The following is a 14,679-nucleotide window of genomic DNA, read 5'->3' on the forward strand; positions in this document are numbered from 1 at the left end:
AAGGTTACTGCCGAAATGAAACATTTACACAGTAAAACTCTGCCGTGATGTATGTCAGCTTAAATGACATAACTTCAATGCAAGGTCTTATAAATGCCTAGGCAACTAAGATCACACAAAAACAATAAATCGAGTTCAGGACGAATGACACAACACCTTTCAAAACACCGCCACATTTCTTTTACAGCCCACTATACAGGCTATATCTGGTACCAAATGGGGATCTCACACGAAGCACTTGCCACCAACAAAGGAAAATCGTTGGCATATTTAGTTCACCCATTAGAATCTTGGGCAGAGAAATATGTCGGTGGCAGTATGCGCACGACGCTTAAACAGCGCCATACCATGCTTGATCATGATTTAGAGAAGTTAATTCAAGAACATCCTGATTTACAGGTGCTTGAAATTGCTTGTGGTTTATCACCACGTGGTTGGTGGTTTAGGCAGCATTATCCTTCTATTACCTATCGGGAGCTTGATTTGCCCGATATGGCTCAGACAAAACAAAATGCACTAAAACAAATTGAAAAAAATGCACCTGAAATTTTATCGGTCGATTTATTTACCGAGGCTTTCGCACAAGCGTTTGAAGTGTTTGACCCTAGCCGCCCATTGGTTATCATCAGTGAAGGTTTAATTAACTATTTTGATAAAGACTTATTAAAGCAACTGATCCAATCCATTGCCCACTATGGTGCTTCCTTTAAAAAGCTTCATTATTTAACTGACCTGTATCCTGAACCCGTTAAGAACAAACTCGCAAGTATTATCTGGAACAGTAGTAAATTACTTAAACTTATGTCTCGAAGCTCATTTAGTTTTCATTTTAAGACTCCACTAGAAGTGAAAGACTTTTTTAAAGATGCAGGCTTTAATCAAGTTAACGTTGAACAACCGCAAATATTCTTCGGACAAGTTACTAAAGAGAGCGATGAAGAGCATTTAGGCGACTTAGTCTGGACTGTCCATGCTCAATTAAAGTAAAAAAATGGAAGCCTCTTGAGTCTTGGTCTTGAGGCTTCCAAATCATAAAAGAGTTAAACGTTAAGCTGCTTGTTTCTGGCGAGCAATGAAGCGGCTTAAACGGTCAGCAAGCTCAAAACTACCATGTTTAAATAAGGCACGGACTCCTTGTTCAGTAGCTTCAAAGATTAAACACTCAATCGAAAAAGCGCCCTCTTCATCTTCTAAATGTAAAGCCAAATCACGTGGGTGTTCATTTACAAAGTCGAGCTGTTTCACATCCTCTAACTTCAAATACATCCCAAAGAAAGTCACATCAACAATCGTCACTGGCACCTCTGTTTGACATTCACGGTGGCTCAGTTTCGTTTTAGGCTGGAGAACTGGTATACGCTCTTCACCTCGGCGTTCCATGTTTTGCATTTGCTCACGCGTCATTGGAATAATGCCATCCAGATTTTGGATAGATTCACCCTTCAAAAATGAAGTGAACAAACTCATAGTTTCTTTACGGCGCTGAAGCTGTGGCACATGATCTGCGTTAGCAATCAGAGCAAATTCCATATCCGGACATTGCAAAGCAAAATTGGCATTTTCATGAGGCAAAGTAAAACTATCGTACTGCCCTGCTGCGACCAGTGTTTTACACTGTGGAATCGGTACATCTGTTAAGCGTAAAAGTCGATTACAGTTAATGTCATAACGTTCACGCTCGGTCCCCGTAAACTCAGCCATTTGCCTAAAAAATAATTTTTTAGCTGTCGGTGACATACGTGTTTTATCTAATTTGGCATGATTCACCAAATATAGAATCACCGCTTGTCCAAACTCTTCCATACGGTTTTCTTGCATGAGTTTGAGTGATTCTTCCAAAATCATCCGCCAACTTTTACGGGTCTTTTGCATGACACCCATTAAAATCATACGGTCCATTAAATCTGGACGGTGATAAGCAAAACAAGAAGCAACAACTGAACCCAACGACATTCCCATTACAGAAACTTTTTGAATTCCCACAATATCTAACCAGCGACCTAACATTTCGGACAAATCAGGTAGTTCTAATGTTCCAGCAGAAATTCCGGTATCTCGATTGGTAATTTGTTGATTTGCGCCCATAGATGGCAAGTCGATTAAAATGACCGGGCCACTTTCAAACAGTTGCTCAACACAATATTTATAAGAGTTAAAATTTTGAAAAGCACCACCAACAATCACAATCGGTGTTTTGTGAATGGTTTTTGGGTCTGCAATCGCCATGTATTCAATTTTCCAACCGTCAATCCATGTGGTACGAGCTGGCTGTTTAAAACTATCTCTATGGTAGATATCGAAAAACCCAAAACCGGCATAAGCTTGGTTTATCTCCGAATCCATTTGAATAATGGAATTCATATCCTTGCTTCCTCCTTGCTGTAATTTTTTTATGCTGCAAGAGTTCCTTCTTGAACATGTAATCTTTTATGCACAAATCTTTAAAATTTGTATTAGTTTGTATTGCACAAGTCCATTCTAAACAATTGTCTGAAATATACGCAATCGCTGAAATGACCGCTCATCTTGTTTAAGCCGCGAATAGTTTGCAAAATATTTAAATGTTTTTTTATAGCGGTCACATTTTTCAAAAAAAGCCATTCATTGTTCCGCATTTGACTGCTACTATCGTAGTCATTGGTAAATGATTAAAAACTGCTATGCAAGATTCAATTGAACAATACATGCAAAAAGTCGGGCAACAAGCACGTGAGGCTTCACGTGTTTTAACAAGTGCTTCGACTTCGCTTAAAAATCATGCACTCTCTGCTATTTACACTGCTTTAGAAAATAATCAGGCAGCGATTTTGGCGGCGAATCAACTCGACATGGAAAAAGGCCGTAGTAACCAACTTGACAGTGCCTTACTTGATCGTCTTGAACTTACGCCCGCACGTTTTAAGGGGATGTTGCAAGGTTTAAAAGATGTGATCGCTCTCGTCGATCCAATTGGGGAAATTACGGATCTTGCATATCGCCCCACAGGCATTCAAATTGGGAAAATGCGTGTGCCTTTGGGTGTAGTAGGTATGATTTATGAATCACGCCCAAACGTAACACTTGAAGCTGCCTCGTTAGCGATTAAATCGGGCAATGCCATTATTTTACGTGGTGGTTCAGAAGCACTTGAGTCAAACAAAGCAATCGCAGAAGCAGTTAAACATGGTTTAAAAGTTGCTGGTTTACCTGAGCACTCAGTACAAGTGATTGAAACTTCTGACCGTGCGGCAGTTGGTCACCTCATTACCATGGCTGAGTATGTAGATGTCATTGTTCCACGCGGTGGTAAAAGCTTAATTGAGCGTGTGACCAACGAAGCCCGTATTCCTGTGATTAAGCATCTTGATGGTAACTGCCACGTGTTTGTAGAAGCACAAGCAGACTTGCAAAAAGCATTACCGATTACTTTAAATGCCAAAACTCATCGTTACGGTGTTTGTAATGCGATGGAAACACTGCTTGTTGATGAAAAAATTGCAGATGTTTTCTTACCACGCATTGCTGAACTTTATGCTGAAAAACAAGTTGAGTTACGTGGCTGTCCAGAAACACGTCGTATTTTGGGTACGACTGTCAAACCTGCAACAGAAGAAGACTGGTATACCGAATATTTAGGACCAATTCTTGCAATTAAAGTGGTTAGCGGGATTGATGAAGCAATTGACCATATCAATAAATATGGTTCGCATCATACCGATGCAATTGTGACTGAAAACTATACTTTAGCTCGTCAGTTCTTGGCTCGTGTAGATTCGAGTTCAGTCGTAGTTAATGCCTCAACTCGTTTTGCTGATGGCTTTGAATATGGTTTAGGTGCTGAGATTGGTATCTCAACTGATAAAATCCATGCACGCGGCCCTGTTGGCTTAGAAGGTTTAACTTCTCAAAAATGGATTGTGTTAGGTGACGGTCAAATTCGTCAATAAATCCCTTATTTAAATAAAAACGCCTAATCCATATCAGGCGTTTTTATTTTGTTATTTCCCATAAAAAAGCCAGCCCGAAGGCTGGTTTTTTTAATCGTATATCAATTAGAAAATAAAGTCGGTATTCACAAACTTCGAATAGTGCTCAGACACCATAGAAGCCAGCATACCTTTACTGTCATCAGTCTGTTTAGCCGCAATCATAGAGCGGATCGAGAATGCACGAAGCGCATCATGCACAGACAGTGTACCTTCTGCAGAATCTTTACGACCACCAAATGGGAATACATCAGGGCCACGCTGACATTGACAGTTGATGTTTACACGACAAACTTGATGTACCAGTGTATCGACCAAATGACCAATTTGCGCTGGGTCACTACCAAAGATACTCACCTGCTGACCATGATCAGAAGTAGTGACATAATCCAATACAGTTTCAATATCATCATAAACAGCAACTGGTACCACTGGCCCAAACTGTTCTTCGCGATATAGTCTCATCCCCTCAGTCACTGGATAAACGACAGCTGGATAGAACATGGTTTTGCAGAATTCACCACCTTCCGGATTAACCACTTTAGCCCCTTTTGCCACAGCATCTTCAATCACTTCAGTCATGTAGGCGGTACGGTGCATACCCGGTAACGGCGTAATAGAGACACCTTTTTCCCACGGCATACCTACTTTCAGTTTAGCCAGCTCAGTCGTTAAACGATTAACAAATTCATCGGCTATTGAGCGGTGTACCATCAGCATTTTCAAAGCAGTACAACGCTGACCATTGAATGACAATGCACCCAGTAGACATTCTTTCACTGTCAGGTCTAAGTCAGCATCTGGCAGAATAATGGCTGCATTCTTCGCATCCAACCCCAGAATCGCACGCAGACGATGGGATTTTGGATGTTGCTTTTTCAAATGATCAGCCACTTTACTAGAACCAATCAGTGCCAATACATTAATTTGCCCTGACGCTAATAAGTGAGGCACTACCAGAGAACCGGGTGCATAGATAGTATTGATTACGCCTTTTGGAAATGAATCTCGGAATGCCTCTAGCAATGGTTCAAATAGTAAAGTTCCAAATTGAGGTGGTTTAAAAATAATGGTATTACCCATTAGCATAGCTGGGATGAGGGTTGCGAAGGTTTCATTCAGTGGGTAGTTGTATGGTCCCATACACAACACAACACCTAATGGAGTACGACGAATTTGACCAATAGTACCTTCAGCAATTACAAAGCGAGAGTTAGCATTATCCAGATCTTTTAAAGCATCAATGGTTTGACGCATATAGGTAATAGTACGATCAAACTCTTTCTCTGAGTCAGCCAAGCTCTTGCCAATTTCCCACATGATCAGCTTAATAATCAGATCTCGTTGCTCTACCATGCGCTGAATGAAATTCTGCATACAAGCGATGCGCTCACCAACTTTCATCATTGGCCATTCGCCGCGACCATTGTTGTAAGCCCGTACTGCCGCTTCCAGAGCTTCATCACTTTCTTTTTCGCCCATGACTGGATAACTACCAAGTTCAACTTGCTGTAGGCTACCGTCAGACTGCTGAATCCAGATTGGAGATAATGTTTTCTTGGTTGGACCAGCCCATAGCTTCAACTCACCGTCCACCAGTGAGACACGTTGATGAATTTGAGATGGTAGACGTACACTTTCAGGAATACTGTCCACTACTGGAAATTTATGCTGTAAATTATTTAACTGATTCATTCTTCTTAATACCTTATTCTTTGTATATCTTTTTATATCTACCGAGCTTTCACTGTAATCAGGTCTTATTCGGGTCAATACTACTATTATTATCAGTACTCACCTTGCTTGAACCGTAGATGCAAGGTGAATATCTTAAGGCTGTGATAGTTTCGATATTTTCTAGATGAATTTACCCCCGACACACACTATCAGTCACCCCTAGCTTCTGGATGACTTGTTCAATGATCTGTTCTGGTGTGAGAGCAATATCAATTGCTATTGCCTCATTCACATCAGGTTCTTCTAATGTATCTAGTTGAGTTTGTAACAACGATGGGTCAAAAAAATGACCAGATCTTTCTGCAAGTCTTTGCTGTAATAGTTCAAAAGAACCTTTTAGATATACAAACTTAACATTCTGGTCCTGCCCTCTTAAAATATCGCGATACATCCGCTTTAAAGATGAGCATGTAAACACAGCTGTTTCACCATCTCTTTGTTTTGTTTCAATTGCCTGACGAATGGCTTGCAACCATGGCAAGCGATCTTCATCAGTTAAAGGAATACCTTGGCTCATCTTGCTTTTATTTGCAGCGGAATGAAGCGTATCGCCATCAAGAAACTCACAAGCCAAACGCTCTGATAACAACTCACCAATGAGGGTTTTCCCTGTTCCACAGACACCCATAGCTATCACAATCATGGATTACCTACCTCTAATTACAAAACAGCGCTAAGCAACAATGTGAAAGACAAACCAAGTACTGAAATAATTGTTTCCAGTACAGACCAAGTCTTCAGTGTCTGCCCAACTGTCATTCCAAAATATTCTTTGATTAGCCAGAAACCAGCATCGTTTACATGCGAGAAAATTAATGATCCTGAACCTGTTGCTAATACTAAAAGTTCAGGTCTAACAACTACACCTGCCGCCGCCGCAATAGGTGCAACAATGCTACAAGCCGTAGCCATTGCAACAGTAGCCGAACCTGTAGCCAAGCGTATAAGAGCTGCAACAAGCCATCCTAACAACAATGGTGAAAGGTTTGCTTTTAAAGCAGTAGATACAATTTCATTAGAAATTCCACTGTCTCTTAAAATACCGCCAAAACCGCCACCAGCACCAACAATCAACAAAATACCGGCAATTGAAGCCAAGCACCCACCACAGAACTTTTCAATTTGTTCACGGTTGAAACCCTGCATGGTGCCGAAAGTAATAAAGCTGACCAAAACAGCAATAAGCAATGCAATATCAGAAGTACCAATAAAGCGTAATAACTCATTTGGAAAAGTTTTTGGAGCAAAGAAAACATCTGCCCAACTACCAACTAGCATCAATGCAACTGGCAGCATGATCGTAAATAAGGTAATCCCAAAACTTGGTAATTCACGTGTCTTGTTAGCATCTGCTTCAACAAACTGCTTTGCTAAAGGATTATTTTCAGGCAATTTGACATATTTGTTGATCCATAATGCATACAATGGACCTGCAACAACCGCTGTCGGGACACCAACCAACAAACTGTACATAATAGTTTTACCGATGTCGGCGTGGTAAGCCTGCACCGCGAGCAAAGCTGCTGGATGTGGTGGAATCAACCCGTGTACGACCGATAAACCTGCAACCATAGGTAAACCTACAACCAACAATGATTTACCTGTGCGTTTAGCAATGTTGAAGGCAATTGGAATTAGAAGTACAAAACCGACTTCGAAAAATACGGGAAGCCCCACAATTAATGCAATGAACATCATGGCCCAGTGAATATGTTTTTCACCAAACCATTTAATTAAAGTAATTGCTATTCGTTCCGCACCACCTGACTCGGCCATCATCTTGCCAAGCATGGTTCCTAGCGCAATCACAATCGCAAGGTGACCTAATGTTTTACCGGTACCAGCCTCATATGATTTAACGATCCCATCCATTGGCATGCCAACTGCAAGAGCTAAACCGAGAGAAACAATAATAAGAACTAAAAAGGGGTAAATTCTAAACTTCGCGATCATAACAATCAAAGCAAAAATCGCGATTAAAGTATAGATAAGCAACATGCCACCCTGAACGGTCTCCATGTGACACTTTCTCCTTGGAATAATGCTATCTAGGCATACTGCCCAAACGAAGCTCTTCAACCAGAGATATACTCATTGTTGAAGCACTCATTTTTTATATTTTGTATGACTGGCATCCGCCAGTCACCGCATCACAAAAAATCTAAAGCACCTAAAAGATACTTTAGATTTTCAAACCACAATTACTTTCGTAAAACTCACAACTGACTTGCAATTTGGGCTAAACGGGTAATTTCAGCCCAATCTTGTGCAGCGACAACAGGTTTAGGTGTTAACCATGACCCACCTACACACACGACATTAGGTTGCTTCAAGAAATCTGGAGCTGACTCCGCTGTAATTCCACCTGTAGGACAAAAACGTAAGTTTGGAAATGGCCCATAAAATGCTTTTAGCATCTCTACACCACCAGCCTGTTGAGCAGGGAAAAACTTCACAATGTCGTAACCCAATTCAATCGCTTGAATAAGATCACTCGGTGTCATTACCCCTGGTAAAAGAGGCAAGCCCGCATCTTGCGCAGCCAGATGCAAGTCCTTAGTCAAACCCGGAGATACCCCGAATTTAGCGCCTGCTTTTTTAGCTTGAGCACAATGCTCAGGCTTAGTAATCGTTCCTACGCCCACCACAATGTCATCTGCTAACTGAGACGCTCGCTCAATAGCAGCCAAACCAGCAGCGGTACGTAAAGTAATTTCCAGTACTTTTACACCACCAGCATGCAACGCACGTGATACATGCTCACCTTGTTCAGCAGAATCAAAAGCCAACACTGGAATTACTGGGCCTAATTTGACAACATCTTCAATCTTGCTCATTACTTTGTAATTCCTTCGTCTCAAATATGCGCTTGTGGCTCTTCGCCAACAAGTGCACCAAACACAGATGCACCATGCTCAGCAGGCGCTGCTGCTGCACGGAATACACCAAATAATTCACGTCCAAAACCGACTTCGTTTTCAGCCTGATGTTCTGGCTGTGCAACAGGGCGTGACTGCCAAGTTTGTTCATCTAACTCAATATCGAGTACGCCAGCTTCAGCATCAATGATTAACATATCTCCGGTTTGAACTTTTCCAATCGGGCCGTTTAATAACGCTTCTGGAGACAAATGAATGACTGCCGGTACTTTGCCTGAAGCACCAGACATACGGCCATCAGTCACTAATGCAACATGGAAACCTTGATCTTGTAAAACACCCAACACAGGCGTTAAACGGTGTAATTCAGGCATACCATTCGCACGAGCACCTTGGAAACGAACCACCGCAATAAAGTCTCGGTGTAATTCACCACGATCAAACGCCGCTTGTACCGCTTCTTGCGAGTCAAATACGATTGCTGGTGCTTTCACTTTACGGTGCTCTGGCGCAACCGCAGAAATTTTAATAACACCACGGCCAAGGCGACCTTGCATTAAGCGCAAGCCACCATCTGGCTGAAACGGCGCATCAATACTACGGAGTACTTTGTCATCAAGGCTTTGAACCACACCGTCAACCCAAGTGAGCTGACCGTCAATCAATTTCGGTTCTTTAGTGTAGTGCTGTAAACCTTTACCAGCGACGGTCGTCACATCGTTATGTAGTAAACCAGCCTCAAGTAAGTTACGGATAAGGAATGCCACCCCACCCGCTGCTTGGAAATGGTTTACATCGGCTTTACCATTTGGATAGATTTTTGCGAGCAATGGAACAACAGCAGACAACTCATCAAAGTCATCCCAGTCAATTAAGATGCCAGCCGCACGTGCAATCGCAATAAGATGTAAGGTATGGTTGGTTGAACCGCCTGTAGCCAGTAAAGCTACAATGCCATTGATAATGGCTTTTTCATCAATAACATGACCAATCGGCGTATAGTTACCACGCTCAGCAGTTAGGTCGAGTACACGCTTAGCAGCTTCGGCAGTAAGCGCGTCACGTAGTGGTGTGTGAGGATGAACAAATGCAGCACTTGGCAAATGTAAACCCATCACTTCCATCAACATTTGGTTACTATTGGCAGTACCATAGAATGTACATGTGCCCTGCCCATGATATGCAGCCGACTCAGCTTCAAGTAAGGCATCGCGACCTACTTGGCCTGTAGCGAATTGCTGGCGGATTTTAGCTTTATCATCATTCGATAAACCGCTGCTCATTGGACCTGCGGGTACAAAAATAGTTGGTAGATAACCAAACTGTAAAGCACCAATTAGCAAGCCTGGCACAATCTTATCGCATACTCCGAGACACAATGCGGCATCGAACATGTTATGGGAAAGTGCAATCGCAGTCCCCATCGCAATGGTTTCACGTGAAAATAGTGATAATTCCATACCAGCATTACCTTGAGTAATACCATCACACATTGCCGGTACACCGCCCGCAAACTGTGCAACACCACCATTTTCACGTGCAGCTGTTTTTATAATGTCAGGGAATGTTTTATATGGGGCATGTGCTGAAAGCATTTCATTATATGAAGACACAATGCCAATATTTGGTTCACGGCCAACTTTAATAATTAATTTTTCATTATCTTCCATGCCGGCAAATCCATGAGCCAGATTGGCACATGAAAGTGCTCCACGAGCTGGAAATTTGCCTTGAGCATGTTCAATACGTTGTAAATATGCAGAACGAGTTTTTTGGCTACGCGCAATTACACGTTCGGTAACTTTTGCCAATATTGGATTCGGCAAGTCCATGCTGGACGCTCCTGTACAACCGGATAAGCCGGAACAATAAAAATAGACCAAATGATATATTTCATCATCATTTGATAAGGGGGAGGAACAATATTATTAAGGCAAAAAGCGACATGCAAGCCCTAGACAACTTTACGGTAATACCTGAGCATGAGTATTAAATACAAATTATGTTTAAGTTTTAAACAAGAAGCTGGTTTTATTTTTGACTATATTTACCTATATATTAGCCACTAATAACTATGAGAAAATTCTCATAATATCAAAGCAATAAAATATCTTTATAAATGTATTAACACAGTTTTTTTATACTAAATTTTATAATAAAAATGTTTATGATTTATTCATTTTAACCTATATATAGACGATTAAATCTTAATTTCATTTACGTATATTATTTGTAATATATTCATCGAGCTTGATTAAAATAACAGCACTTCTTTTTCTTAAAAAAATTATACCAAATAGTTGAAAATTACATTAAATACAAATTTACTCTTCATAAATATATACAAAAAACTGTTTAATTCATCTACAAAAAATAAATGAATACAGTGGTTAAGCTTTATACTGAACAAATATTAGTTATAAAAAATTTAATGGTCGATAGTGCTTAAGTCTAATGGGCTAAAGTCTATCTTGGACAGAAAAACAACACATGTTAAAACATCACAACCTGCTCTTAGTGCATATTGCAATTAATGCCTTTTGATCAGGAAGTTAGGAAAACTATTTTTAAATCAGGACTTGGGTATTTCAACGTGGCTACATCAGTATTAGTTATTAATTGCGGTTCTTCATCTATTAAATACGCACTGGTTTCAGAGCGTCGTGAAGATCGTATTTATGGTTTAGCAGAAAACTTAGGGGCAGCTGATGCTCGTATTAAAGGAATTACAGTCGGTGGAGAACCGCTAGAGCTTTCAATTCCCTATGCTGACCACGCCAAAGCTTTAGAAACCTTACTTGCACGTCTTGCAAACTATAAACCTCAAGCAATCGGTCATCGTGTCGTACATGGTGGAAGTCTTACTAAAGCTGAATTACTCACCCCTGAAATTATAGAACGTATTCGTTCAGCCACGCCTCTTGCCCCGCTTCATAACCCTGCTCACTTAATTGGGATTGAAGCAACAATGCGCCTATTTCCTGAATTGCCTCAAGTTGCCGTATTTGACACCGCATTCCATCAAACCATGCCTGCGCATGCATACCGTTATGCAATTCCGAAATTTTTATATGAAGACCATAACGTTCGCCGCTATGGCTTCCACGGCACAAGCCATGCTTATGTGTCTGACCGCGGCAGTGAGCTGGCTGGAAATTTCCAAAAAGGTGGTTGGCTAACAGCACACTTGGGCAATGGTAGCTCGACTTGTGCAGTATGGAATGGACAAAGTGTTGATACTTCTATGGGCCTTACTCCGCTTGAAGGCGTTGTAATGGGAACCCGTAGTGGTGATGTCGACCCAAGCTTACACAGCTTCCTTGCAAAAAACCTTGGCTGGGACTTAGCGAAAATAGACAAAGTTTTAAATAACGAAAGTGGATTACTTGGCTTATCACAACTTTCTAACGATATGCGTACAGTGATTGAAGCTTCTGAAAACGGCAACGAGGATGCTCGCCTTGCAATAGAAGTATTTAGCTATCGCCTTGCAAAATCACTTGCTGCCTTAAGTTGTGGTTTACCAAGTATTGATGGTCTGATCTTCACAGGTGGTATCGGTGAGAACTCTGCTTATATTCGTGAAAAAACTCTAGCTTATTTACCTCACTTCGGTTTACAGCTCGATAAAGATCAAAATAACAACTTAAAACGTGGTACAGAAGGCCGTATCGATAGTGGTACAGGTCCACAAATCTGGGTGATTCCAACCGATGAAGAAGGCCGAATTGCTAAAGAAACTCGTCAGGTTGTAGACGTTTTACCAAATACATCTCCTGAAGTTAGCCTTGCTTAATTACAGAAGTCAAAGAACGTTATTCATTTATTTATAGGTTTATATGAATACAATTTTATTAATTCCTACAGGTGAAGGGGTTGGTTTAACCTCTGCCTGTTTAGGTATGATTTATGCACTTGATTGTAATGGGATTAAAGCAGGCTTTTTAAAACCATTTTCTCAGGTAGATCAAGAAAATTTAGACCGGACCACCTCTTTATTTGGCCACTTATTTCAAGGTAAAACCGTTCAATCCATTTCTCATGAAAAGCTAACCCAACGCATTGCGGCTGGCGAAGTCGATGAACTACTTGAAGAAGCGGTAAGTCTTCATCGCAGTATTGCAGCAGACAATAATGTAATTATTGTTGAAGGCTTATTGCCAAATGGGCAAGATCATTTTGCTAGTGAACTTAATGCAAGCCTTGCTCAAGCCCTAGATGCAGAAGTAGTTTTGGTAAGCACAGCAGATATTCAAAACCCACGTAAAACAGCAGAGAAAGTTGAAGCACACTTACGTCAATTTGGTGGTGCAACCTCTAATCGAACAGCGGGTGTACTCTTTATGCGTACACGTGGGTTATCTGAGGAAACAGCGCAAATACCTGTCGCATTTGATCCGTCACTACGCCCAACCGAAGACATCGCAAAATTTACGACAGAACTGCAAAAATACAATCGCTACTTTGGATCAAACGATTTACCAATTATTGGTTTAGTCCCATTTAGTAATACCTTAAGTGTACCTAGAACTTTAGACATCGCGAACGTGATTGATGGTCAATGGGTACATCAAGGCGAAGCGAAAACACGTCGTATTTTGCACTCAAGTTTAATTGCTTCAAGTATTGAATATGAACTTAATAAATTCATTGCAGGCGAGCTGATTATTAGTGCATCTGAACGTACCGATGTATTACTTGCAAGTAGTTTAGCAACCAGTAATGGTATTCCACTGGCAGGCTTGGTGTTGACGGAACGCGAAGTCCCTGCTCCTGAGCTTTTAGAGTTCTGCCAAAGTGCTATCAAACAAGGGTTGCCAATTTTACATACCCGTTTAAACACACTGGAAACAGCACAGCGCTTATCCGATTTTGGTAATGAAATTCCAACCGATGACACTGAGCGTGCCGAGCAAGTGACTCGTTTTGTTTCAAGTCATATCGATGTCGAATGGCTTAAACAACACAGTAATAACGGAGCAACTCCACGTCTTTCTCCTTCTGCATTCCGTCATGAGTTGGTACAAAAATCGATTGCAGCAAAAAAACGGATTGTCCTACCTGAAGGCGATGAACCACGCACTATTGAAGCTGCTGCTATATGTCAGGCTCGTGGTATTGCGCATTGTATTTTGTTAGCAAAACCAGATGCGGTACAAGACGTTGCAAAAGCACGCGGTATTGAATTACCAGCAGATTTGGAAATTATTGATCCGGACAGCATTCGTAATCAATATGTTGCACCTATGGTTGAACTCCGCAAAGGCAAACTCAATGAGTTACAAGCCAAAGATCAATTACAAGACACCGTAGTTCTTGGCACCATGATGCTGGCGCTAGATCATGTAGATGGTTTGGTTTCAGGTGCAGTTCACACCACGGCTAACACCGTGCGCCCTGCTTTTCAGCTGATTAAAACCGCACCTTCTTACTCTTTAGTTTCGTCCATATTCTTTATGCTTTTACCAGATGAAGTATATGTTTACGGTGACTGTGCAATTAACCCAGACCCTACAGCCGACCAACTTGCTGAAATTGCGATTCAGTCTGCTGACTCTGCAAAAGCGTTTGGAATTGACCCACGTATTGCCATGATCAGCTATTCAACTGGTACGTCTGGAACAGGTGCGGATGTTGAGAAAGTACAGCAAGCGACTCAAATTGCACAGCAACGCCGTCCTGATTTACTAATTGACGGTCCACTCCAATATGATGCAGCTTCCGTTGAAAGTGTCGGACGCCAAAAGGCACCGAATTCACCTGTAGCTGGCCGTGCCAATGTATTTATTTTCCCTGACTTAAATACAGGTAACACGACCTATAAAGCAGTACAACGTGCAGCAAATGTAGTCAGCGTTGGACCAATGCTGCAAGGTCTAAACAAGCCAGTCAATGACTTGTCTCGTGGTGCTTTAGTAGATGATATTGTCTTTACTATTGCCTTAACAGCAATTCAGGCAGAACAACAGGCTGCTGCGAAATAATTAATATCATTTAATCTTTTCTACCTCTCGCCATTTGATATCCGCTCAAATGGCTTTTTTTATTCTTAAATAACAACATTCCCTTTTGGTTATTCTTAGTTTTAAAACACTTAG

Annotated in this window: 10 protein-coding genes; 4 read left to right on the plus strand and 6 right to left on the minus strand. The window is 41.3% G+C overall.

The annotated features are described in order from the left end of the window. Nucleotides 1–144 precede the first annotated feature (144 nt). On the plus strand, nt 145–987 hold the full coding sequence (locus F984_RS15830) for a class I SAM-dependent methyltransferase (protein ID WP_004710664.1): 843 nt from the start codon (nt 145–147) through the stop codon (nt 985–987). 60 nt (nt 988–1,047) lie between these two features. Here F984_RS15830 and F984_RS15835 read toward each other — a convergent pair whose 3' ends face one another. Then, entirely contained in the window at nt 1,048–2,361 is a 1,314-nt protein-coding gene (locus tag F984_RS15835) for an alpha/beta fold hydrolase (RefSeq protein WP_004710665.1), read from the minus strand. 299 nt (nt 2,362–2,660) lie between these two features. Between F984_RS15835 and F984_RS15840 the strand changes: the two genes are divergently transcribed. After that, complete coding sequence (locus tag F984_RS15840; protein WP_002053346.1) at nt 2,661–3,926, plus strand: glutamate-5-semialdehyde dehydrogenase; 1,266 nt, start codon at nt 2,661–2,663, stop codon at nt 3,924–3,926. Nucleotides 3,927–4,031: 105 nt separating this feature from the next. Here the strand turns inward: F984_RS15840 and F984_RS15845 are convergent, their stop codons facing one another. The 5 genes from F984_RS15845 to edd all read right to left on the minus strand — a co-directional run bounded on the left by F984_RS15845 (nt 4,032) and on the right by edd (nt 10,413). Then, a complete protein-coding gene (locus F984_RS15845) occupies nt 4,032–5,660 on the minus strand; it encodes an NADP-dependent glyceraldehyde-3-phosphate dehydrogenase (protein WP_002053334.1) in 1,629 nt (542 codons plus the stop codon). A 172-nt stretch (nt 5,661–5,832) separates the two neighbouring features. Beyond that, nucleotides 5,833–6,345 (minus strand): gluconokinase, encoded by a 513-nt coding sequence (locus F984_RS15850; RefSeq protein WP_004710666.1) that lies wholly within the window; start codon nt 6,343–6,345, stop codon nt 5,833–5,835. Between the two features lie 17 nt (nt 6,346–6,362). Next, the gene (locus tag F984_RS15855; RefSeq protein ID WP_004710667.1) at nt 6,363–7,721 is read right to left on the minus strand and encodes a GntT/GntP/DsdX family permease; all 1,359 of its coding nucleotides are present in this window, start codon (nt 7,719–7,721) and stop codon (nt 6,363–6,365) included. Between the two features lie 197 nt (nt 7,722–7,918). After that, on the minus strand, nt 7,919–8,539 hold the full coding sequence (gene eda, locus F984_RS15860; RefSeq protein ID WP_002053427.1) for a bifunctional 4-hydroxy-2-oxoglutarate aldolase/2-dehydro-3-deoxy-phosphogluconate aldolase: 621 nt from the start codon (nt 8,537–8,539) through the stop codon (nt 7,919–7,921). A gap of 20 nt (nt 8,540–8,559) precedes the next feature. After that, nucleotides 8,560–10,413: a phosphogluconate dehydratase gene (gene edd, locus F984_RS15865; RefSeq protein ID WP_004710668.1), complete on the minus strand. Its 1,854-nt coding sequence runs from the start codon at nt 10,411–10,413 to the stop codon at nt 8,560–8,562. Between the two features lie 761 nt (nt 10,414–11,174). On the opposite strand from edd, the gene F984_RS15870 reads away from it, so the two are divergent. Together F984_RS15870 and pta are read left to right on the plus strand one after the other, a co-directional pair. Then, the gene (locus F984_RS15870) at nt 11,175–12,377 is read left to right on the plus strand and encodes an acetate/propionate family kinase (protein WP_025469353.1); all 1,203 of its coding nucleotides are present in this window, start codon (nt 11,175–11,177) and stop codon (nt 12,375–12,377) included. 43 nt (nt 12,378–12,420) lie between these two features. Then, nucleotides 12,421–14,565, plus strand: a complete 2,145-nt coding sequence (gene pta / locus F984_RS15875) for a phosphate acetyltransferase (protein WP_004710670.1) — start codon at nt 12,421–12,423, stop codon at nt 14,563–14,565. The last annotated feature ends 114 nt before the right edge of the window (nt 14,566–14,679 follow it).

The sequence above is a fragment of the Acinetobacter nosocomialis NIPH 2119 genome (assembly GCF_000368085.1).
Classification (GTDB): domain Bacteria; phylum Pseudomonadota; class Gammaproteobacteria; order Pseudomonadales; family Moraxellaceae; genus Acinetobacter; species Acinetobacter nosocomialis.

What these genes read in the sequence shown, in the direction of transcription:
- F984_RS15840 (WP_002053346.1), top strand. Translation starts at nt 2,661, where the DNA reads ATGCAAGATTCAATTGAACAATACATGCAAAAAGTCGGGCAACAAGCA.
- F984_RS15845 (WP_002053334.1), bottom strand. Translation starts at nt 5,660, where the DNA reads ATGAATCAGTTAAATAATTTACAGCATAAATTTCCAGTAGTGGACAGT.
- F984_RS15850 (WP_004710666.1), bottom strand. Translation starts at nt 6,345, where the DNA reads ATGATTGTGATAGCTATGGGTGTCTGTGGAACAGGGAAAACCCTCATT.
- eda (WP_002053427.1), bottom strand. Translation starts at nt 8,539, where the DNA reads ATGAGCAAGATTGAAGATGTTGTCAAATTAGGCCCAGTAATTCCAGTG.
- F984_RS15855 (WP_004710667.1), bottom strand. Translation starts at nt 7,721, where the DNA reads ATGGAGACCGTTCAGGGTGGCATGTTGCTTATCTATACTTTAATCGCG.
- pta (WP_004710670.1), top strand. Translation starts at nt 12,421, where the DNA reads ATGAATACAATTTTATTAATTCCTACAGGTGAAGGGGTTGGTTTAACC.
- F984_RS15830 (WP_004710664.1), top strand. Translation starts at nt 145, where the DNA reads ATGACACAACACCTTTCAAAACACCGCCACATTTCTTTTACAGCCCAC.
- edd (WP_004710668.1), bottom strand. Translation starts at nt 10,413, where the DNA reads ATGGACTTGCCGAATCCAATATTGGCAAAAGTTACCGAACGTGTAATT.
- F984_RS15835 (WP_004710665.1), bottom strand. Translation starts at nt 2,361, where the DNA reads ATGAATTCCATTATTCAAATGGATTCGGAGATAAACCAAGCTTATGCC.